Origin of the sequence: Iodobacter violaceini (assembly GCF_011601265.1) — a bacterium.
Classification (GTDB): Bacteria; Pseudomonadota; Gammaproteobacteria; order Burkholderiales; family Chitinibacteraceae; genus Iodobacter; species Iodobacter violaceini.
In genome coordinates, this window is sequence record NZ_JAAOLX010000004.1 from 108,437 (window position 1) to 129,779 (window position 21,343).

The window sequence follows — 21,343 nt, forward strand, 5'->3', positions numbered from 1 at the left end:
TCGTAAAGACCTGCGGCAGCACCCTTTACTCCTTATTTATTCTTAACTCCCTGCTCATCATCTTTTAAGATATTTTATTTGGAGTTTTCAAAATACCCGGCACAGCATGCAAACCGCATTTGCAGGTATGCCCCAGCATTCTTTCCCATGAGAAAAAACCCTAGTCGCGCTACAATCGCGGCCTGTACAGATTGTTGAGCCACTATGTTTGATGCCCACGCCCTTCGCGCCCAGTTTCCTTTACTGATGCGCGCTCCTGGCTTAATTTACCTCGACAACGCCGCCACCACGCAAAAGCCTCTGGCGGTGCTGGATGCTGAGCGTCATTTTTACGAAACAGCCAATGCGAATGTGCATCGTGGCTCGCACCGCCTCGCCGTAGCCGCCACCGATGCATTTGAAGGCGCACGAGCCAGCGTGGCTCGTTTTATTCATGCGGCTTCCAGCGATGAAATTGTCTTTACCCGCGGTACAACCGAAGCCATCAATTTAGTGGCGCAAAGCTGGGGTGCGGCCAATTTGCACGCTGGTGACGAAATCATCCTTACCACGCTGGAGCACCACGCCAATATTGTGCCATGGCAGATGCTGGCTGCACGGTGTGGTGCCATCATCAGACCCGTGCGTTTACTCAGTGATGGCAGCCTGGATATTGAACACTTTCATACACTGCTTTCAGATAAAACCAGGCTGGTTGGCCTTACTCATATCTCCAACGCCATCGGCAGCGAGCTGCCCGTCGCAGATTTAATTGCCGCAGCGCACCGTTTTGGCGCCAGAGTATTAATCGACGGCGCTCAGGCCGTGGCGCACAAAACCATCGACGTACAAGCACTTGATGCCGATTTTTATGTGTTTTCCAGCCATAAAGTGTACGGCCCCACCGGCATAGGCGCGCTATGGGCCAGAGCCGAAATTTTGGCAGCCATGCCACCATGGCAGGGAGGGGGCGAAATGATAGAGCGCGTTTCTTTTGAAACCACCAGCTATGCCCCGGCCCCCGCCCGTTTTGAAGCCGGCACCCCCGCCATCGCCCAGACCGTTGGCTTTGCCGCCGCGCTGGACTGGCTGCAAGCCCAGGACCGCCCGGCGATCGCCCGGCATGAAGATGCTTTACGCCAGCAGCTGGAGCAAGGACTCGGGCAGATCGGTGGCCTGCGTGTAATTGGCACAGCCACACACAAAGGCCCGGTTGTTTCTGTCGCTTTCAGCGAAGCTCATCCCTATGATGTTGCCCAGTTTCTGGATGCCAGAGAGATTGCGGTACGCGTTGGCAATCACTGCGCCCAGCCCTTACTCAGCAGCCTTGGGCTGCAGGGAACCCTGCGAGCCTCTTTTGCCGCCTATAACACCGCAGACGATGTGACCTCTCTGCTGACAGGCTTAAGCGAAACACTGGCCTTACTGGCTTAAAACAGGACTTTCATGAATAAAGCAGAAATAGAAAGTAAGCTGGCCAGCGCCCATGGCTGGGAAGGAAAAAACCGCCTGCTGGTGCAGCTGGCCCGTGATTTGGCCCCGCTGCCCGCCACAGAATTAAATGATGAAAACCGCATTGTGGGTTGCGAGAGCACCGCATGGCTCAAAATCAGCTGGCAAGGTGAATATATCCAATTGGCAGCAGACAGTGAATCCCGCATTGTAAAAGGCTTACTTGTCTTACTCATGGCGGCTTATCAGGGCAAAACACGTCAGGAAATCAGCGATTTTGACTGTGAAGCCTGGCTGATTGCGCTGGGATTAACCCGTTTTCTCTCTGCATCCCGTGGCAATGGGGTAAAAGCCATAATTGGTAAAATTCACAATGCAATTATTACTGGCCCGCATTGACGCCATTTGTCAGCAAAGTATCCTGTTATCCCTCGTACACAAGGAAGATTTAATGAAAAACTTACGTCAGTTAGTTGCAGCTTTAATCGCCAGCAGTGTAATGGTTATGCCCGCTGTTGCCGCCGAACGTGTACTGACCGTTGGCTCCGATGCTACTTTTGCCCCATTCGAAACCCTGAATAAAAAGCAAGAAGTAGAAGGGTTCGATGCCGATCTGATTCAGGCAGTGGCCAGCAAAGCAGGTGTGCAGATCAAACTGATCAACACCCCATGGGAAGGCTTGTTTGCAGGCCTGAATAATGGCGAACGCGATATCGTGATTGCGGCCGTGACCATTACCCCAGAGCGCCAGAGATCAATGGATTTCACTGCGCCTTACTTTGAAGCCAAGCAACTGATCGTGGTTTCTGCCAAAAGCCCGATTGCAAAATTAGCTGACCTGAAAACCAAGAAAATGGCCGTACAAAACGGCACCACAGGCGATATCGTGGCACAAAAGCATTTTGGTAAAGGCAACACCAATATCCGCCGCTATGAATCCATTGTGCTGGCCTTGCAAGAATTAAAATCCGGCGGTGTAGACGCAGTGATTGGTGATAACAGCGTGGTTAAAAACTACCTGATCAACAACCCTAACTCTGGCTTCAAGCTGATTGACGACGCCAGCTTTGACAAAGAGTTTTACGGCATCGCAGTTAAAAAAGGCAATGCAGCCCTGCTGGCCAAGCTCAATAAAGGCCTGGCAGATGTAAAAGCTGATGGCTCTTACCAAAAGATTTACGCCAAGTATTTCGGCAAGTAATCTGCCTTGCTGCCCATAAAAAAATCGCCTCACGGGGCGATTTTTTTATGGCTGGATGAACACAGATATCACAGAGCAAGCGCCATTTTATAAAAAAATAGCAATGACGCCACAACCATTAAATTTCTTCTTTACCCGATATCCAAATCGACAGCACCAGCCAGATTGTATTTAATACGGCCAGCACAAAGCCGATAAAACCCAATAAAGGTAATCCAAAGATCGTTGGCCCCGCCTGCACCGTCATAACAATCGAAGAGCCAATAATCAAAGCTCCCGTCACAATTCCCATCGTCAGGCGATTGGCGCTGCGGGTAATTTGCTGGCCAAACTGATCCAGCCGCTTTAAATCCAGATCAATACGTAAATTACCCCGCCTTGCCTGCTTAATCAGCTTACCAATATCCCGGGGCAGGCCGCTTAATAATTGCACCGCTTCAAATACGCCCTCTTTACTGCGTTTCATTAGTGATCGCGGGCTGTAGCGCGCCAGAATCACTTCTTTTACAAACGGTGTTAAGTGAGTAACCATTTGAAAATTCGGATCAAGCTGCCTGCCCAACCCTTCAAGGGTAATCAGGGCTTTAAATAAAAGGGTTAAATCTGAAGGCAGGGTAATCTGATGCTCGCGCATCATTTGCACCACATCATTTAATAAATTACCAAAGCGAATATCTTTTAAAGCCAGATTTTCATAATCAAACATAAAGCCGGCAATATCAGCGATGAGTTTTTCTTCATCCACCACCGTATCGCCTGTCCACTCCAGCAGCACATTTAAAATGCCATTCTCATCACGCTGCGCTAATGCCGCCAGTAAATCTACAATCTGATCCCGGCGCGGATGGGGAAGACGCCCCACCATGCCAAAATCTAAAAAGGCGATTTGATTATCCGGCAAATACTTTACATTGCCCGGATGCGGATCCGCATGAAAATAGCCATCAATCAGCACCATTTTAAGCACCGCATCAGCCCCGCGGGATGCCAGAATGCAGCGATCCAGCCCGGCTGCATCCACGCCGGATAAATCATTACCGGCCACGCCACCGATATAACTCTGCACATTCAGGCTTTCTGATGTCCATTCCCAATACACTTTAGGAATGACAATATCCAAATGGGTTTTAAAATTTTGTGCAAAGCGTTCAGAGTTTCTGGCCTCAGTTGAAAAATTTAATTCGCGGCGTAAAGATTTAGAAAACTCTTCAGCAATTTTAACCGGCTGATAGCGGCGCGATTCAGGAAATTCAAATTCCATTAATGAGGCGATATGCCGCAATATGCGTAAATCTGCCTCAATTTTAGGAATAATGCCGGGGCGGCGAATCTTTAACACTACCTCGGTGCCATCAAATAATTTTGCCCTGTGCACTTGCGCAATAGAAGCCGCGCCTGCCGGGAGCGGATCAAGCTCCAGGAAAATACCGGCCGGATCCTGGCCCAGCAAAGTGGTTAATTCAGGCAGAATCAGCGCAAAATCAACCGGCGGCACATTGCTTTGCAATTTTTCAAATTCAGCAATCCATTCCGGCGGAAACATATCCACCCGCGTGGCCAGCACCTGGCCCAGCTTGACAAAAGCAGGCCCAAGCTCTTCAAGCGCACGGCGCACCCGCACAGGAGATTCAAGCAGCTCGGCCTCATGATTACCCGGCAAATGCAGTAAATCGCTGGCACGCTCAAGGCCTTTGGATAAGCCCAGCCTTTGCACCAGATTGCCCAAACCATGCCGCACCAGAACAGCCACAATTTCACGCACCCGAGGCAAATCGCGCATCACGGTAAAGGTTTCTTTCAGCATTTATTTATCCGTAAAAATCATAAAAACAGCCGGGGGCCAAGGAGAGAAACAGCGGAGTATTTCTATCATAAATGCGCATTCAAGTGGGCTTATCTTGCAAATAATATAAGCCAATTAAATACAAACAGAAGAATAATGACAGCCAGGTTAATCTGCATTGCGCATCTAAAACAGAGCCTGGCTAAATTCGCACACAAGTATTCCAATTTTCCTGCCTGAATGAACATGTTAATATTGGCAACTGCTTACAGTTCCTTAAAATTTAATGCTCCAATATGCAATCAGGCAGGGTATTTACCCCTTTGAAATGCCCTCATACGGCACCTGATCCATTGAGCTTAAATAGCGGACTCCCCAACAACCCAAAGCAGGCTAGCCCCTGCACAATCAGAGCCATCATTCCCACATGAAATGGATTAGATTAATCAGCACATTATTCGTGGGCATTTGTGCACTTCCGGCCTATGCCGATGAACTGCCCACCATCGAGGTCGATCCCGCCGTTGAGCAAGCTGCTCCGGCAACGACCACCCCTAACACCCCCCGCTCCCGCAAAGCTAAGTCTGATGTAAAACCCGATTACGCCCCTGCGCAAGACATGCTCTTGCAAGCCATGAGCTTAATTGGCGTGAAATACAAATGGGGAGGCGCCACACCCGAAGCGGGCCTCGATTGCAGTGGCTTTGTGCGCTATGTGTTTCAAAACTCGATGAATATTGCCCTGCCCCACAATGCACTTGGAATGGCGCAATCCGGCTCAAACATCGATAAGGAAGAGCTGAAACCCGGCGATCTCGTGTTTTTTAACACACTGGGCCGCACGTTTTCGCATGTGGGCATTTATATGGGTGACAACCGTTTTATCCACTCACCACGAGCGGGTAAAAGCGTTGAAATCACCAATCTGAATCAAAGCTACTGGAGCTCACGCTTTACCGGAGCCCGCCGCTATGATGGCACAGGCGGCACGCCGGTTAATATGGCGGCGCTGTTAGCCAGTGTCCCTAAAAATACCGGCTCGTCCAAAGTAAGCGCTGCAGCCAGCAGCAAACCGGTATGTAAAACCATTAAGCGCAAAGGCAAAAAACACCAGGTTTGCGAAGCCCCTAAAACAGCCAGGGAAAGCGCAAGCAGCCGCAGCAAAACCAGCAAAGCGGCCACTTATAAAAAGACCAGCAAAACAGTATCTAAGGTCAGCAAAGCAAGCAGAAACACGGCGGCTAAATCAGGCAAAGCTGCACCTAAAGCAAAACACAGCAGCACCAGCAAGAAAAAGCACAAGTAAACCACCCCCTCCCAGCCACACCGCCTGCCGCGGTGTGGCTTTTTGCGCCTGTAGCTGGCTGAACCCAAGCAAGCCTCCCTCTCTTTGCCTTAACGCCACCGCTCTTCTACACTGAATGCTGTCTGCAATTGACAGCATTCACCATGACCACTTCAAAACAAATCCATTGTTTTTTTGACTATTGCACAGGAAACAGCAATGTACTTGCAAGATAAGCAGTCCTATACAGGCTACCCTGCGGCCGAAGTACGCCTGAGCATCAGCACGCCAGCCAGCATGAGATGGACAATTAAACTCCATGTATCCGGCCAGCTCGCTGAAAATCAAAACATTCCGCTCATGATGTTCCACAGAAAAGTCACCCCTCGTGCCCCGCTCCCGAAAATTGAATATACGTCTTCTTATTCATTTCCAAACAATCCCAAAGAAACAGGATCCAGAACATACGAGCTCCCCCACGGGTTTTGGTGTGTAGAAAACAATAGCGGGGTTCCTGTACATATTGAATACAAGCCCCTGTCTGGCACAACTTTTATTGAAGCTTAATCGTCCTGCTCTGGCACCACGACTTACTGAAAATTAAAAACAATGCGAATTTCATTTATTTTGCTGATGGCGCTCACGCTGATCTCCTGCAATAAGAGCCCGGCCCCTTTTGCCAAACCCCATATCAGCAGCCAGAGCACGCCTGCTGCATCGCCCGCCACCGGCAAGAAAACAAAAAAAATCATCCGCCGCGCCGAAGATTGCCTGCATTTTTCAGGCGAATTTGGAGGTAATCAGTCTGAGCGGGATAAAGAGGTAAGCCAGGAAATGGATAAACTCAGATGCGACACAATTGCTGCCGACTTAAATAAACTGAATCAGCGCTTACCCAAAGACTCCCCGCTTGCCCCCAAAGTGAAAGCTCTATTGCGGGAATATCAAAACTAAACAGTTCAATTCAAAAACCCGCTACGGCAGATAAAGTAATTCGCCCATGCAATCCGAATGCATCATGACTAAACTACCTATAAAACAGCACACAACCTTACAAAAAAACAACACAAACAAAAAGGTAAGACCGGATCGATTCGCAGCTTAAGCGGTAAACCGGCAAAACCCTTAGTCTGCTGATGGTGATTTACTCAGAGGTGAACAAAATGAATACGCAATTTTCCACGCCCTTCAGCCCGTCCAGTTGCAAAGACTGCAGAGACGCCAAAAATCTGAGCTTTAAATTCACCATGGCTTTTCAGCCGATTATTGATATACAAACTGGCGCATCTTACGCCTGCGAAACCTTAGTCAGAGGAATCGAAGGCCAGAGTGCTCCATTTATCCTTGAGCAGGTAAACGCAGAAAACATGCCGCTCTTCTTTTAAGAAACTGATTGCTTATGTTGGAAGAAACCATGCCTGAAGCCGCTCGCCGTATTTTTCTTAAAACCAGTTTAGCCGCAGGCTTTGCCCTGGCAGTCAGGCCGGTCGCCGCATCCACTATTCAAACAGACAGCCAGGGTTTACTGGCAGGGCCAGTAAATATCGGGGAGATGCCTGCCTATCGCGCACAGCCAGAGCAGGCCACTCAGGCGCTGCCCACCGTGATTGTGATCCAGGAAATCTTTGGCGTACACGAGCATATTCAGGATCTTTGCAGGCGTTTAGCCAGGCTGGGTTATTTAGCCATTGCACCTGAGCTGTATTACCGCCAGGGCGACCCGCGCCAGTTTACGGATACACAATTACTGGTCAAAGAATTAGTCAGCAAAGTGCCGGATGAGCAGGTATTGGCGGATTTAGACCGCACAGCGGCATGGGCAGTCACGCATGGCGGAGACCCACAACGCCTTGCCGTCACAGGCTTTTGCTGGGGAGGCCGTATTACCTGGCTGTATGCTGCGCACAATCCAAAAATCAAAGCCAGCGTAGCCTGGTATGGGCGGCTGACAGGGCAAACCAGCAGCAGTAATCCGCAGCACCCCATCGATATTGCACAAAAAATAAAGTCCCCGGTTTTAGGCTTATACGCGGGCAAAGATCAGGGCATTTCGCTTGAATCGGTAGAGCAAATGCGCAAGGCGCTGCGCCCGCAGGCCCAGCCTTTTAATATCGTGGTTTACGACAATGCCAGCCATGGCTTTAACGCAGATTACCGCCCCAGCTACCACCCTGCCGCAGCTCAGGATGGCTGGAAAATGATGCTGGATTGGTTTAAACGCTTTGGCGTTTGATGTTTTATCAAAGCCTGCCATTTAAGGGAAGGCGCCCTGCTGCGGCGTGGATTCTTACGTCTGCTTGTCACCCCCTTAAGCCTCATCCCGACTGGATTCATTACCATCCTGTCATTTATTTGTAACACACTGCACGCATATTCTTCTCCATACTCACCACAAATACCTGCAACTACTGAAAGCCAATACGGCTTCAGCTTTAATTTACGGCGGCGTACCGCTCGTCAACAACCGCTGACGGCCTGTCAGGCTTAAGCCATGCACAGTACATCAATTTGCTAAAGGAGCAGTCTTGCGCAAGATTATTGGCCCCCTGTTGGCTGGCATTCTGGGAATAGCCGTTTTACTCGGGCTGTTTTTTTCTGCTCACGATAAGCAAAAAACAGATGGCGCAGCGGCGCAGGCTGGCAAGCTAAGCCTGGCCCGTGGCTTAATTGGCTCTGAAAAAGAGCCGTTCTACCGCGATCCACGGGTGATCCAGGCCTTTGCCCGCTTGGGTTTACAAGTAGAAGTGCAAAAAGCCGGCTCGCGCGAGATGGCCGTGCACCCTGATTTAAAAAGCTTTGATTTTGGCCACCCCGCGGGCAGTCCTGCAGCATTACGCTTAAAGCAAGTGATGAAGGCGCAAAAACTCTACACGCCTTTTTTCACCCCCATGGCCGTAGCCTCATGGCAAAAACTGATTCCCATGCTGGAAAGCAACGGCCTTGTCCAGCGCCGGGATGGGGCTTACTACATTAGTGATATGAAGCGCTTACTGGAGTTTATCAGCGAGGGTAAACGCTGGCGCGAGCTAAAAAACAACACCGCTTACGATAGTGGCCGCTCAATTTTAATTTCTTGCACCGATGTACGTAAGTCTAACTCTGGAGCGATGTATCTGGCGCTGGCAAGCTACTTACTCAATGATAATAATGTGGTGCAATCCGATGCAGAAGTGCAAAAAGTTTTACCCTTAGTCAGCCCGCTGTTTCTTAAGCAAGGGTTTCAGGAATCCAGCTCCGCAGGGCCATTTGATGATTACACCAGTATGGGCATCGGCAAAGCGCCGCTGGTGATGGTGTATGAATCGCAGTTTTTAGAATTCCAATCTAAGCTCCCCCAAGCCAACCCGGACATGCTGCTGCTCTACCCGCAACCCACCGCATTTACCAAGCATGTGCTGGTGCCGTTTACCGAAGCGGGCAATCGGGTGGGTGAGGCGCTGGAGCACGATCCTGAGCTGCAAAAGCTCGCTGCGGAGTATGGCTATCGGGGCAGCGCAATTGCGCATTTTTCCGAGTTTTTAAAGCAGAAAAAGCTCTCCGCACCAACCACGCTTGTCGACGTGATCGACCCGCCCAGCTTTGGAATGCTGGAGCGCATGATTGAAGGCATTGCTCAGCAGTTGAAGTAATCCCAAGCCCAAACACCCAACAGGAGTAAACCATGAGCGATACCCTGCAGCCCCCGGAAGCCCTCGTTCTAACCCCACCAGAAGTAGTGATTGCGGTGCCTGCAGAGCGTGCGCCAGAAATGGCCCCGCTCAGCAGCGAGCTAAAAAGCAAGGTCGAAGAACAAGTCAGCCGCTTTGTCAGTGCACTGGTGGCTGAAGACGTCAGCAGCGATAGCTTTAAGCAAAAGCTCGATGCTGCGTTTCATCTGGGCAGGGAAGAAATATCACAAGCAGCGGGCCTGATGACGGGCCGGTTTATGGATCGCAATCTGGCTGGGGTGGAAGATAGCGCGGCCTTTAAAGCCATTGGTGCATTACGCAGCCAACTGGATGAGCTAAACCCGGGCAAGCAAGGCGATTTATTATCCGAAAATAAAATCCTCGGACTGATCCCCTTTGGTAACAAGCTCAAAGCTTATTTTCGCAAGTTTCAATCCGCAGGCACACAGCTCAATACGGCATTACAGCAGGTGCACGCCGCCCGCGACGATATGCTGAAAGACGCCACAGAGATTGAAACCATCAAGCAAAAGCTGTGGGATGCGATGCAAAAACTAGGCGCAGCGATTCACTTTGCCCGCGAGCTGGATCAACGTCTTGCTGGTGAAGTGGAAAGGCTAAAAACCAGCGATGCCGAGCGCGCCCGTGCGCTTGAGCAAGAAGTGCTGTTTTATGCAAGGCAAAATGTCAGCGATATGCAAACGCAGATGGCCGTTACCGTTAACGGCTATATGGCAATGGAAATCTTAAAAAAGACCGGCCGCGAAATGGCCAATGGCTGCAGCCGCGTGGCCACCACCGGGATGTCGGCACTGGCAGTTGCCACCACGGTGGCCCGCGCGACGGGTAATCAAATTGAAGTGATGAATATGCTGCAAGGCGTATCCGGCACCATTGGCGATTTGATCGAGCAAAGCGGCAAGGCACTCAACACCCATGTGCAAAAAACCGGTGAATTTGCCAGCTCGCCGCTAATAGGCATTGAGCGGATTCAATCTATGTTTGATCAATCCTTTGCCGCGATGGATGCAATGGATAAATTCCGCTCCGAAGCCATCGGCGTGATGGGCAAAAATAATGAGTTAATCCGCCAGCAAATCGAGCGCGCCCAAACCTATGTAGACCGGGCACAGGGTGAAAGCGTGCGCCCATCGCTAAGCAGCAGCACCAGCGATGGGCCGGTAAAGCTTTAACCCATTTGATCGCCAGCTAATGAGCCCCACTATGCGCAAAACATTTGCCCTGCTGCTTGCCTCGCTACTTTTGCTGACTGCTTGCGAAAAAACACCGCAAATGGCCGCCCTTCTCAACGACGATGCACTCACCGTGTTGGCGGGTTCTGAGCTTAAAGATATCGAGCCGCTTTTACCGCAAATTACGGCAGCAACCGGCATCAAACTTAAGTTGAAATACGCGGGTACTTTAGATGCTGTAGAGCAAATCCAATCGGGGGCGGAGTACGATTTTGCCTGGCTGGCCAGCAATAAATATGCATTGCTCACCCCAGCCGCCAAAGCCAGAATTAAGGCCAGCGAGCGCACCATGATTTCGCCGGTGGTGCTTGGACTAAAAACCTATAAAGCCAAAGCGCTTGGCTGGGCCGATCCAGACAAAGCGCCAAGCTGGCGTGATATTGCCGATGCGGCCGGCGCTGGCAAGCTGCATTTTGCGATGAGCAGCCCCGCCAGCTCAAACACCGGTTTTGCTGCTATTTTAGGCTTAGCCTCGGCCGTGGCAGGCAAAGGCGACGCACTAGAGCTAAAAGACATCGATTTTAAAACACTCACCGCCTTTGCTAAGGCACAATCCCTTACCGCCGGATCGTCAGGCTGGCTAGCCGAAGTATATGAAAAAGAAGCTGCCAATCTGGATGGCATCGTAAATTACGCATCGGTATTGCATGGCATGAATAGCCGCTTAAAAGAGCCGCTGACGCTGATTTACCCTAAGGATGGCGTGATCACTGCTGACTATCCTTTTATGCTACTTAAAGAATCACAGCGCGCTGCTTACGATAAACTCGTGGCCTACCTGAAAGGCGCAGAATTTCAGCAGGCCATGAATAAAGCCAGCTATCGTCAGCCGGTGAATGCATCCGTCAAACCTATTATCGCCAGCCAGGATTATTTTGAGCTGGCCTTCCCTGCCAAACTGGAAGTAGTGGATGGCCTGCTCGATGCCTACCTCAACACCCTGCGCCGCCCCGCCGATTCCACCTTTGTGGTGGATGTCAGCGGATCAATGCAAGGCCAGCGAATTGAGCAACTTCGCTACTCGCTGACGGGTTTGGCTGGCAGCGACAGCAGCCTGTCTGGCCGCTATACCAAGCTGCGTGACAGAGAACGCATCGCGCTGCTGCGCTTTTCAGATCATGTAGAAGACCAGCAGCTTTGGTCATTAAGCAGCGATAAAGCCAGCAATGCCAAGCTGCTGCAAGCCTTTAGTGATTACGCCAGCCAGCTGCAAACCACCGGTGGCACCGCTATTTATACCGCTGCTAAAGCCGCGTATGAGGCCGCACTGCTACGCCAGAGCAAAGACCCGGACCGCGTTTATTCCTTACTATTAATGACCGATGGCATCAATAATGACGGCATGACGCTGGAAGAATTCAAACAATGGTTCAGCACGCTGCAGCCCCGGCAACAGCATATTCGCATTTTTGCCGTGCTCTTTGGCGAGGCAAAAAGTGAGGAGCTGGAAGTGCTGACCCAAGCCAGCGGCGGCCGCGTTTTTGACGCCAACAAAGCTGGCCTGCAAGCCGCGTTTAAAGATATTCGGGGCTACCAGTAATGCCGACCCGCCTGATGCTCTTTATTTACAGCAATCGCAATATCACTGGCAGCGTCTGCGCACTCCTGGTGCTGGCGCTGTTTTTTGGCGGGATTATCCACGCGTGGTGGCTGCCGCTCACAATCGGTGCCTATCTGTTTGGCTGGCTGATTCTGCCCCCAAGCCGCCCGCCCATTTTAGAACAGCTTCCCCAAATGCCGGTTGATCAGGCCATAGACGCCATCTGTGCCGATTTTGGCCCACGCCTGCCCGCCGGGCCACGCGACCGCCTTGGCCAGATTCAAGCACTGATACATGAACTGGCACCGCGCTTTGCCAACCCTGCTTTTCCTGCCACCGCCCGTATTGAGCTGGCCAATACCGTGAGCCGTGATTTGCCCGCCACCATCGGCAATTATCTGGCGCTGCCCGCCAGCTTTGCCAAAATGCATACCCTGCGCGATGGCAAAACCGCCCAAACTCTGCTCACCGAGCAATTGGTGTTGCTGCACAATGAGCTGACAGAAATGGCCGCCGATCTATACAGCGAAGACGCCGATAAACTCATCAGCCACGGCGAATACCTGAAACAAAAATTTCTGCCCTATCAGTTTATTGATCACTAAAGCAATATTTCATTTATATTTCTGTAAAATTACAATTTTATGAACTTATCTCTTTAAGCCCTACCGCTTCTTATGATGAAATAAAGGCACAACAACCGCACACGGCCTTTTTCAGGACAACATCATGAGCAAGAAACCAAAATCATCCGCACCCAATGACCCAAGCCGCCGCCGCTTATTGGGCGGGCTGGCCGCAATGGGTGCTGCATATACCCTGCCTGCGATGAGCGATGCCAAATCGCCTCCCGCTCAAAAAACCAGCCTGGCAGGCAAGCAACATTTAAAAGATAAAGTAAAAAATATCGTAGTGATTTATTTAGAAAACCGCAGTTTTAATAATCTTTACGGTAATTTCCCCGGCGTGGCCGCACCTTTAGCCAGCGCACAATACGCGCCCCAGCTGGACAGGGATGGCAAGCCGTTAACGACCCTGCCTAAAATTTGGGGTGGGCTGGTGCAACGCGGGCAGATGGTGGCAGGCAAGCGTTATTTTATAGATGAGCAGCAAATCAGCGGCCTGCCTAATGCACCATTTGCACTCAAAGACGAGGCCGGTGCACTGCTGCCGGAATCGGTGATTACCCGCGATCTGTGCCATTTGTTTTATCACAACCAGATGCAAATCAACGGAGGCAAGAATGATCAGTTTGTCGCTTGGGGCGATTCAGGGGCGCTGGTCATGGGGCATTACAGCGAAGGGGCCAAAAACCTGAATCTATGGCAAATCGCCCGTCAATACACACTATGCGATAACTTTTTTATGGCGGCATTTGGTGGCTCCTACCTGAACCATCAGTTTTTGATTTCTGGCCGCACCCCGGAATTCTTCAATGCAGCACAGAGCCCAGCCAAAGAAAAAATTGCCGTATTAAGCGATGGGCCACAGGGCTTTCAACTGGCGATCAGCCCCAAATCCCCCGCATCTGCCATGGATGGCAAGCCCAAATTTATCAATAGCGGCGCTATTACACCTGATGGCTACGCCGTAAATACCATGGCCCCGCCTTATCAGCCCAGCTATGTGCCCCCTGCGCCTGGCGGTGATCCGCTTCTGGCCGATCCGGCAGACCCAGGCACACTGCCACCGCAAGATTACAACACCATCGGCGATTTACTTTCAGCTAAAAAAGTTAGCTGGGCATGGTATGGCGGCGCATGGCAGGCAACGCTGGATGGTAAAGGCGGCGCAGATGCACCTAATTTCCAATATCACCATCAGCCGTTTAATTACTTCAAGCAATTTGCACCAGGCACCCAAGCACGCAAAACGCATTTATTAGATGCAGGCATGGGCGACAGCCCGATTTCCAACCACTTTATCGCCGCAGCCGTGGCAGGCACACTGCCGCAAGTGGCTTTTTATAAGCCACAGGGTAATTTAAATATGCATGCGGGCTATTCCGATGTGCAATCGGGCGATCAGCACACGGCCAATGTGCTGCAACACTTAATGAGCGGGCCACAGTGGAAAAACATGGTGGTGATCATTACCCATGATGAAAACGGCGGCTGGTGGGATCACGTTGCTCCGCCTGAAGGCGATCGCTGGGGGCCAGGCTCCCGCATCCCCGCCATCATTGTTTCGCCTTTTGCCAAAAAAGGCACGGTGGATCACACCCTCTATGACACCACTTCCATCATCCGCTTTATCAGTAAAGTGCATAATTTGCCCGAATTAGAAGGCATTCAATTGCGTAACGCCGCTTTTAAGGCTCGCGGCGCGCAGCCTCCGGGCGATTTAACCTCCGCACTGGATTTATAAATACCGCAAAATAAAAGAGGCTCCACCCGGAGCCTCTTTTTATGCACTGCTTATCAAAATCAAACGATAGCCACACTGACCAGATTACAAAGCATTTTCTGCCTGCAGCTTCGCAAAAGTGCTGATATTTCCTGTTTTAAATTCCTGAAGTGCAGCATCAATTTCTTTACGCTTTTTTGCTTCCATATCAAGCTTATCTTTGTCTGAAGCATGAGTAGGCTTTAATTTTTTTTGCCACTCCTGAATTCGCGGGTCAGTATTTTGTGCCACTCCAAGTGCAACTCGCCCATAAAGTACGCCAGGGAATAGATTTGCTTTAATAAAATAGTGTTTACCCGCTATTAAATTACCCGATACATAAGACCAGTTTTCTGAATTTGCTAAAAATAAATGCTCGCCAGGCTCAACTTCATGCTGAATTAACTTTCCAGCACCAAGAGACCCGACAAAATGTTCTCCATCCCACACATCAATATCAAGCCCGTCACCAAAAAACACAGCGGGGCGGACAAAAGTAACCAGCGCAAAATCAGGCTTTACCGTATTAACTAACTTTGTATTTTGCATTTTCACCGAAGCACAGCCAGACATCAGAACAATCGCCAGCAGTGCGAGTAAGTAATTCATTTTTCTCATGAAGCATCCAAGGATCAAAATAGTTTTAAAAGACCATACATTAATCTATTTTGCCTGTATTTTATTTTAATGACCACAGCATTTCACAATCATGTATTCGGAAAACCCATCAAAACACAATATTAAATTTATTAAATTAAACGCCCGTAAAAATAAAAATGCCCCACCCGTTTATTCCGGGTGGGGCATTAGCCAATTAAATTGCATTTAATTGCAAATACTTCAAACACTTAGCAGCAAAGCAATCAAACCTTATACTGCAGATGCCGCTGAAGCATGTTTTTTCGCAGGGGCTTTTTGTACTGCAGATGCAGCTGATGCTGCATGCTTCTTAGCCTGTGCTTTTTGCACTGCGGATGCGGCTGATGCTGCATGCTTCTTAGCCTGGGCTTTTTGCACTGCGGATGCGGCTGATGCTGCGTGCTTCTTAGCCTGGGCTTTTTGCACTGCGGATGCAGCTGATGCTGCGTGCTTCTTAGCCTGAGCTTTTTGCACTGCGGATGCAGCTGAAGCTGCAGTGTGCTTTTTAGCGGGTGTTTTTTTGGTTACATGCTTGCTTGCAGGAGCACTCGCCTTAGCGGAGTGGGTTTCTGCCTTTACAGGGGCAGAGGCTGTTTCTGCTGCCATACCCAAAGCGGTAGTCGCAACAAATACAGTAGCAGCAAGCGTTGTCAGCAGTTTGTTCATGATATAGCTTCCTAAAATCGCCCGGTAGTGAGCGTGTAAATCCAGTATCTACCCCTTATGTTGATAATTCGATGTGGGTTTGGTAGCGATCTGTAACGAACTGTCCATAAAATGCCGAAAGCATAAACCAAGGTCATAAACAGACTTCCCCTCAGCTTACTGACCATTTCCCATATCAAAACACCATCACCACGAAGGCATAATGTAAGATGCAAATCAGATCACAGATAAAAAGGACAGGTTATGCAGCCACTGCAATGTGCATGTCTGGTTGATGTGCAAGACCAGAAGCTGCTGCTGGTTAAAGTTCGCCAGAATCAGCACTGGTATCTGCCAGGGGGCAAGATTGAGCAGGGAGAATCCCCCGATCAGGCCCTTGGCCGGGAATTAGCTGAGGAATTAGGCATTGCCATACAGGATGCCCGCTATCTGTATACCGTGATTGCGCCAGCCTACGGGCAGGCAGGCGATGTTGAGCTGATTTGCTATCGTGCAAAATGGCAAGGCCAGCCACGCGCCATGAGCGAGATCAGCGAAGTGGCATGGCTGCCTTTGCAAAACCTCAACCAGTTTGCCCCCGCGGTACAGGTACTTTGCCGTGATTTTATCGGCGGCGTACCTGCGTAGTCACACCCACCGTAAACCGCCATGCAACTTGAGCTGATGCAAAGGCCGCAAACGATGACACAAGCCCATCTGCCAGAACGATTCTATTCGCTTGATGCCCTCAGGGGCATCGCCGCACTCTGCGTGGTGTTCTGGCACTGGCAGCATTTTTTTTACACAGGCACCACAGCAGGTCAGTTTAATCCGGATCGGCTGCCTTTTTCTGATGGCTTATCGCTTCTATATACCAAGGGATGGCTGGCCGTAGATTTGTTTTTTTGTCTTTCCGGCTTTATTTTTTACTGGCTGTATTCCAAAAAAATTGCCTGCCGGAGCATCACATCTGGCCAGTTTGCCCTGTTGAGATTTTCCAGACTTTATCCGCTGCATTTTGCCAGCTTGCTGATTGTGGCAATTGGCCAGCTGTGGGTCAGCCACACACGGGGGAATTACTTTGTTTATCCCTGTAATGATGCCAAACATTTTTTGCTTAATCTTTTGTTTACATCTTCATGGGGATTTGAGCAGGGCTACTCATTTAATGCCCCGATATGGTCTGTTTCTGTAGAAGTTCTTTTGTATATTGTATTCTTCAGCTGCTGCCGCCTCTTGCCTGTCCGGGCCGTTATTTTAGCGGCAATATCCATTACCGGCTTTCAGCTGATCCAGGATTATTATTTGCCCACAGGCCGGGGTATTGGCTCGTTTTTTCTGGGCGGCCTTGTGTTTATCGCTTACCAGGCCGTGCTTAAATCAAAACACGCTGCAGCACTGAGGCAATTCGTACTGGTGATCACGTTTTGTGCATGGCTCCTTTGCATCGCCGCCCTGCATCAAAAAACCGATTTTAATTCGCTCACTATTTTTAATTACCCCTTAGCACACAGAATGCTGGAGCTGATCTGGTCATGGCCGGTTGTGGTACTTTTTCCGCTCAGTATTTTATCGCTGGCACTGATTGAAACGCGGCATGGCCCATTCGCCAGACGTATCGCTTTTTTAGGTGATATTTCGTATTCATCTTATTTGCTGCATTTTCCGCTGCAAATTTTATTTTCAATCCTGCTGGCTTATTTCTCATTCGATCAGGCTATTTATTACTCCCCATGGCTGATGCTGTTATTCTTTGCTCTGCTGCTGCTGATTAGTTTTATTAGCTTCCGATATTTTGAAATGCCTGCCCAAAAGCGATTACGACAAATCAATCTGTTGGGGCAAAAAACGGTACAAAGCACCATATAGCTCTGGATTAAACCACTTAGCCCCAAAAAAACCACCAGCAAAATATTGAAAGCCCCCTTTTAAGGCGGGTTCAATCATTTTTCACCAACTTATTACTTTGATTTAGCTGCGCTTAGCCCGCAGGATTCATCCCTTATATAAACAAACGCCCCACATCCGGCCACCATGCTGCGCTACTTTTCCTTTCGTACCCTCCTGATTATTGGCTTTGCTTTAGTGGCACTCACTCCTTCGGCAGCGCTGGTGCAGCTTCGCTATGGCCTGGCGGGGCTGACCATTAAGGCGCAACAACAGCAGGATCAGGCCAGTGACTGGTCTAATGCTTCGCAACAATCTCAGGAGCAAGCGCTGCATCTGGAGCGGGCCAGCAGGCAATTATTAATTTTGCCTGAAGCCACTTTTCTAAACGCCGCCCTCAGTGCCAAAGCCCGTCTGGAAGCCGCTCAACAAACATTTAGTACCCACCCGCTTCTTCGCCACAGCAGCCAGAGTGTTTTACAACTGCTGCAGAAGGCAGATCCTAAGCGGCGACTTAAGAAAGCACAGGTGAATGCCTTATTCAGCCTGTTGAATGAGCAGCTTAAAAATCAGGATCAGCTCATTGAGCAACAGCTGGCCCAGCAACGCCAGCAATGGCTGGCAGAAGTCAGCCAGAAACAAAAGCAGGTGGATCAGCTGGCCATTCTGTCGCCCGTTGCAGCCCTGAGCCTGGCTATTTTAATGGCGGTGATGTTCAGCTGGCCGATAGGGCAACTCAAACGCAAGATTACCCGGCTGGCTCAGGGGCAGCGCGGGCAAAGCTGGCGCCTTGCCGGCCCTGCCGATTTGCAGGGTTTAGCCAAGTCGCTGGCCGAGCTTGATTTACGGCTGGTGGCACTGGAAGCCCAGAAAGCACAGTTTTTTCGCCATGTTTCTCACGAGCTAAAAACCCCGCTGGCCGTGATTCACGAGGCGTCATCCCTGTTGCAAGAAGAAGTGCTGGGCAATTTAAACCAGCAGCAAAAAGAAATCAGCGCCATGGTACAAAGCAATGTGCATACCTTAAGGCAGCGTGTGGACGCGCTTTTGGCGCATGATGCAGGGCGCTGGCTGTCTGCCGGGCTGGAAATCACGCCCCTGGTGATTGAACAATTTTTAGCTCAGCGCCTGCAGCAATGGCGCATTTTACTGACCAAAAAATCCCTGCGTATCCGGCAATCCGGCGCGGCCATTCAGACAAGCGCAGATCATGCCAAGCTGGGGATTATCCTGGATAATTTGCTGCTGAATGCTATTCGCTTTAGCCCTCCTGAGGGCGAAATTGCCATCTCTTACGGACAAACCGGCCAGCAAAGCTGGGTAGAAATCCAGGACCAGGGCCCCGGCGTTGCAAGCGAAGAGACAGAATCCATTTTTGAACCATTTCACTGCGGCCCCGCCCCCGAGGGCGAATCTGCAGGCTCCGGCATTGGGCTGACCATGGCCAGAAGTTTTGCCCAGCTCATGCACGGTGATGTAGAACTCATCCCCAGCCAGCAAGGCGCATGTTTTCGCCTTCACTGGCAGCTACAAGGTCAACCATGAAAGACGCAATTCCTTTATGTATTCCCATCAGCATTTTTTTGGGCTGCATGGCGCTTGGCGCCTGCACCACCACCGGCCCTGTCAGCGCGCCGCCTGTGACTGCATCCGCTGTTGCGTGCAAGCCTGAAATTGCATCTGCACCGGCCAGCGCCATGCCCGCCGATAAACTGCAGGCACTGGCTCAGCAGCTTATGAGTAATCATGCTGATCTGAACCGCATCCAAACTCAGCTGGATGCCATTCAGATCACAGATCCTGTGAGCCAGAGCTTTGCCCAGCTGATGGCCAGCCAGCTGGCCGAGCGCAAAAGACTGAGCAGCCTGCTTGATAAGCAAACAGCGGCCACCAAAGAGCAGCAAAAACGTGCGAATGATCTGGCGGCCAAGCTGGATGCCTTAAAAGAAATGGAAAAAGACATGCTGGAAAGGAATAAAAAACCATGAGCAATAAAATTTTGCTGGTTGATGATGATCCCGATCTCTTACGTCTGGTTTCCATACGCCTGATTGCCGCAGGCTATGAAGTAGAAGCCGCCGCCAGCGCCGAAGCGGCGCTTAATGCACTTGCCGTGCAGCGGGCAGATCTGCTGCTCTGCGACTGGAAGCTGCCCGGCATGGATGGCATGGCGCTGTTTGAAGAAGTGCGCCGCCGCTACCCCGCCCTGCCCGTGATTATGCTGACCGCCCATGGCACCGTGCCGGATGCGATCGATGCGATCAGCCACGGCATGTTTGCCTACTTAATTAAACCCTTTGATGGTAAAGCACTGCTGGATAAAGTCAGCCAGGCCCTGGTATTAGCCAGCCCGCCCAGCCAGGACCATGCAGAGGCCGACGCGTGGCGGGCCGGTTTTATCAGCTGCAGCCCGGTGATGGACGAGCTGCTGGCCGAAGCACGGCTGGTGGCGGTGACTGATGCCAGCGTGCTGATCCGGGGTGAAAGCGGCACAGGCAAAGAAGTACTGGCCCAGGCCATCCATCGCGCCAGCCTGCGCGCCAGGCGCCCTTTTATTGCCGTGAATTGCGGTGCAATCCCGGAAAACCTGCTGGAAAGCGAGCTATTTGGCCATGAAAAAGGCGCTTTCACCGGCGCAAGCCAAAAACAAAATGGCTTGTTTTTAGAAGCCGATGGCGGAACGATTTTTCTGGATGAAATTGGCGATATGCCGCAGCCGCTGCAAGTAAAATTACTGCGTGTTCTGCAGGAGCGTGAAGTGCGCCCGGTTGGCGCGGGCCGTGCCGTGCCGGTGAATGTGCGCGTTTTATCCGCCACCCACCGGGATTTACAATCGCTGCTGCTGGATGGCACTTTTCGGGAAGATTTGTTTTACCGCCTGAATGTGGTGTCTTTGGCGCTGCCATCACTGACCGGGCGGCGGGAAGATATCCCCCTGCTGGCAAGGCATTTTTTAGAACAAGTGGTGGTGCGCTATGCCAAAACCGACTGCCACTTTGCCGCCGACGCGCTCAGCTTTTTAAGCACGGCCAGCTGGCCGGGCAATATCCGGCAGCTTTCTAATTTAGTTGAGCAATGCTGCGTGCTGGCCACCGGCCCGATTATCACCCTGGCCCAGGTACAAAAAGCCATGGCCAGCGAATCAGCCGATATCCTGCCGCTGGCCGAAGCCAAACGCATTTTCGAACGGGATTACCTCGAGCGCCTGCTGCGCCTTACCGGCGGCAATGTCAGCGACGCGGCCCGCCTTGCCGATCGCAACCGCACAGAGTTTTACCGCCTGCTTCAAAAACACGATTTAGCCCCTGCGGCTTTTAAAGCAGATATCAGCTCATAAGCACGGCCATCTGCAGCAGCACTCAGGGCCATAAATATTTGCACAAGCTGATATGCCCTCCCACTTTAAAAAGCGGGAGGTGTACCACTGAATGAATTGCAAAAAGTTGTACAGATGCTTATTGGCTCACAGCAAGCATGATGCCTGCCCCGCCTGAATCTTCGCAAAACCCCGCCCAAGGCCTATTTCACCCGACGCTGAAGCATCGCTGTCTGTGCGTCGGGCTTTAGCAACAACAATTTCCCATACAAATCAATCACTTAAGAAAACAACTCTTTATGCTGTCGTG

The 21,343-nt window shown here is 50.8% G+C and carries 21 protein-coding genes; 18 read left to right on the forward strand and 3 right to left on the reverse strand.

Features of this window, described 5'->3' with window-relative positions; translation table 11 throughout:
* Positions 1-204: 204 nt before the first annotated feature.
* The 3 genes from HA050_RS08855 to HA050_RS08865 are packed head-to-tail and all read left to right on the forward strand — an operon-like array spanning position 205 to position 2,632.
* Positions 205-1,413, forward strand: coding sequence for an aminotransferase class V-fold PLP-dependent enzyme (locus tag HA050_RS08855; RefSeq protein WP_166824783.1), 1,209 nt, complete (start codon positions 205-207; stop codon positions 1,411-1,413).
* A gap of 12 nt (positions 1,414-1,425) precedes the next feature.
* Positions 1,426-1,830: a SufE family protein gene (locus tag HA050_RS08860; protein ID WP_166824786.1), complete on the forward strand. Its 405-nt coding sequence runs from the start codon at positions 1,426-1,428 to the stop codon at positions 1,828-1,830.
* A 52-nt stretch (positions 1,831-1,882) separates the two neighbouring features.
* Positions 1,883-2,632, forward strand: coding sequence for a basic amino acid ABC transporter substrate-binding protein (locus HA050_RS08865; protein ID WP_166824788.1), 750 nt, complete (start codon positions 1,883-1,885; stop codon positions 2,630-2,632).
* A gap of 118 nt (positions 2,633-2,750) precedes the next feature.
* On the opposite strand, the gene HA050_RS08870 is transcribed toward HA050_RS08865, so the two are convergent.
* Entirely contained in the window at positions 2,751-4,436 is a 1,686-nt protein-coding gene (locus HA050_RS08870) for an ABC1 kinase family protein (RefSeq protein ID WP_166824791.1), read from the reverse strand.
* A gap of 406 nt (positions 4,437-4,842) precedes the next feature.
* Between HA050_RS08870 and HA050_RS08875 the strand changes: the two genes are divergently transcribed.
* The 10 genes from HA050_RS08875 (at position 4,843) to HA050_RS08920 (ending at position 14,528) form a co-directional block, all read left to right on the forward strand.
* The gene (locus HA050_RS08875; protein ID WP_166824794.1) at positions 4,843-5,721 is read left to right on the forward strand and encodes a C40 family peptidase; all 879 of its coding nucleotides are present in this window, start codon (positions 4,843-4,845) and stop codon (positions 5,719-5,721) included.
* A 198-nt stretch (positions 5,722-5,919) separates the two neighbouring features.
* Complete coding sequence (locus HA050_RS08880; protein ID WP_166824797.1) at positions 5,920-6,267, forward strand: hypothetical protein; 348 nt, start codon at positions 5,920-5,922, stop codon at positions 6,265-6,267.
* A gap of 42 nt (positions 6,268-6,309) precedes the next feature.
* Positions 6,310-6,654: a hypothetical protein gene (locus HA050_RS08885; protein WP_166824799.1), complete on the forward strand. Its 345-nt coding sequence runs from the start codon at positions 6,310-6,312 to the stop codon at positions 6,652-6,654.
* Between the two features lie 209 nt (positions 6,655-6,863).
* Entirely contained in the window at positions 6,864-7,085 is a 222-nt protein-coding gene (locus tag HA050_RS08890; RefSeq protein ID WP_166824802.1) for a hypothetical protein, read from the forward strand.
* 29 nt (positions 7,086-7,114) lie between these two features.
* Positions 7,115-7,933 (forward strand): dienelactone hydrolase family protein, encoded by an 819-nt coding sequence (locus HA050_RS08895; RefSeq protein WP_240929023.1) that lies wholly within the window; start codon positions 7,115-7,117, stop codon positions 7,931-7,933.
* Between the two features lie 292 nt (positions 7,934-8,225).
* Positions 8,226-9,329: a hypothetical protein gene (locus tag HA050_RS08900; RefSeq protein WP_166824808.1), complete on the forward strand. Its 1,104-nt coding sequence runs from the start codon at positions 8,226-8,228 to the stop codon at positions 9,327-9,329.
* A gap of 32 nt (positions 9,330-9,361) precedes the next feature.
* Positions 9,362-10,561 carry a toxic anion resistance protein gene (locus tag HA050_RS08905; RefSeq protein ID WP_166824811.1) on the forward strand — a complete coding sequence of 400 codons (1,200 nt, stop codon included), beginning with the start codon at positions 9,362-9,364 and terminating at the stop codon, positions 10,559-10,561.
* A 31-nt stretch (positions 10,562-10,592) separates the two neighbouring features.
* Positions 10,593-12,161: a substrate-binding and VWA domain-containing protein gene (locus tag HA050_RS08910; RefSeq protein WP_166824814.1), complete on the forward strand. Its 1,569-nt coding sequence runs from the start codon at positions 10,593-10,595 to the stop codon at positions 12,159-12,161.
* The gene (locus HA050_RS08915) at positions 12,161-12,766 is read left to right on the forward strand and encodes a hypothetical protein (RefSeq protein WP_166824817.1); all 606 of its coding nucleotides are present in this window, start codon (positions 12,161-12,163) and stop codon (positions 12,764-12,766) included. The genes HA050_RS08910 and HA050_RS08915 overlap by 1 nt, the downstream gene beginning before the upstream one ends.
* A gap of 124 nt (positions 12,767-12,890) precedes the next feature.
* The gene (locus HA050_RS08920) at positions 12,891-14,528 is read left to right on the forward strand and encodes an acid phosphatase (RefSeq protein ID WP_166824820.1); all 1,638 of its coding nucleotides are present in this window, start codon (positions 12,891-12,893) and stop codon (positions 14,526-14,528) included.
* A gap of 84 nt (positions 14,529-14,612) precedes the next feature.
* Here HA050_RS08920 and HA050_RS08925 read toward each other — a convergent pair whose 3' ends face one another.
* Together HA050_RS08925 and HA050_RS08930 are read right to left on the reverse strand one after the other, a co-directional pair.
* Positions 14,613-15,101 (reverse strand): hypothetical protein, encoded by a 489-nt coding sequence (locus tag HA050_RS08925; RefSeq protein WP_166824823.1) that lies wholly within the window; start codon positions 15,099-15,101, stop codon positions 14,613-14,615.
* 315 nt (positions 15,102-15,416) lie between these two features.
* Positions 15,417-15,851: a hypothetical protein gene (locus HA050_RS08930; protein WP_205836368.1), complete on the reverse strand. Its 435-nt coding sequence runs from the start codon at positions 15,849-15,851 to the stop codon at positions 15,417-15,419.
* Positions 15,852-16,094: 243 nt separating this feature from the next.
* Here HA050_RS08930 and HA050_RS08935 point away from each other — a divergent pair, with 243 nt between their 5' ends.
* The 5 genes from HA050_RS08935 (at position 16,095) to HA050_RS08955 (ending at position 21,054) form a co-directional block, all read left to right on the forward strand.
* A complete protein-coding gene (locus tag HA050_RS08935; RefSeq protein ID WP_166824826.1) occupies positions 16,095-16,478 on the forward strand; it encodes an NUDIX hydrolase in 384 nt (127 codons plus the stop codon).
* A gap of 54 nt (positions 16,479-16,532) precedes the next feature.
* Positions 16,533-17,699, forward strand: a complete 1,167-nt coding sequence (locus HA050_RS08940; protein ID WP_166824829.1) for an acyltransferase family protein — start codon at positions 16,533-16,535, stop codon at positions 17,697-17,699.
* A 165-nt stretch (positions 17,700-17,864) separates the two neighbouring features.
* Entirely contained in the window at positions 17,865-19,262 is a 1,398-nt protein-coding gene (locus HA050_RS08945) for a sensor histidine kinase (protein ID WP_166824832.1), read from the forward strand.
* Entirely contained in the window at positions 19,259-19,705 is a 447-nt protein-coding gene (locus tag HA050_RS08950) for a hypothetical protein (RefSeq protein ID WP_166824835.1), read from the forward strand. The genes HA050_RS08945 and HA050_RS08950 overlap by 4 nt, the downstream gene beginning before the upstream one ends.
* The gene (locus HA050_RS08955) at positions 19,702-21,054 is read left to right on the forward strand and encodes a sigma 54-interacting transcriptional regulator (protein ID WP_166824838.1); all 1,353 of its coding nucleotides are present in this window, start codon (positions 19,702-19,704) and stop codon (positions 21,052-21,054) included. Before HA050_RS08950 ends, HA050_RS08955 begins: the two co-directional genes overlap by 4 nt.
* Positions 21,055-21,343: the final 289 nt, after the last annotated feature.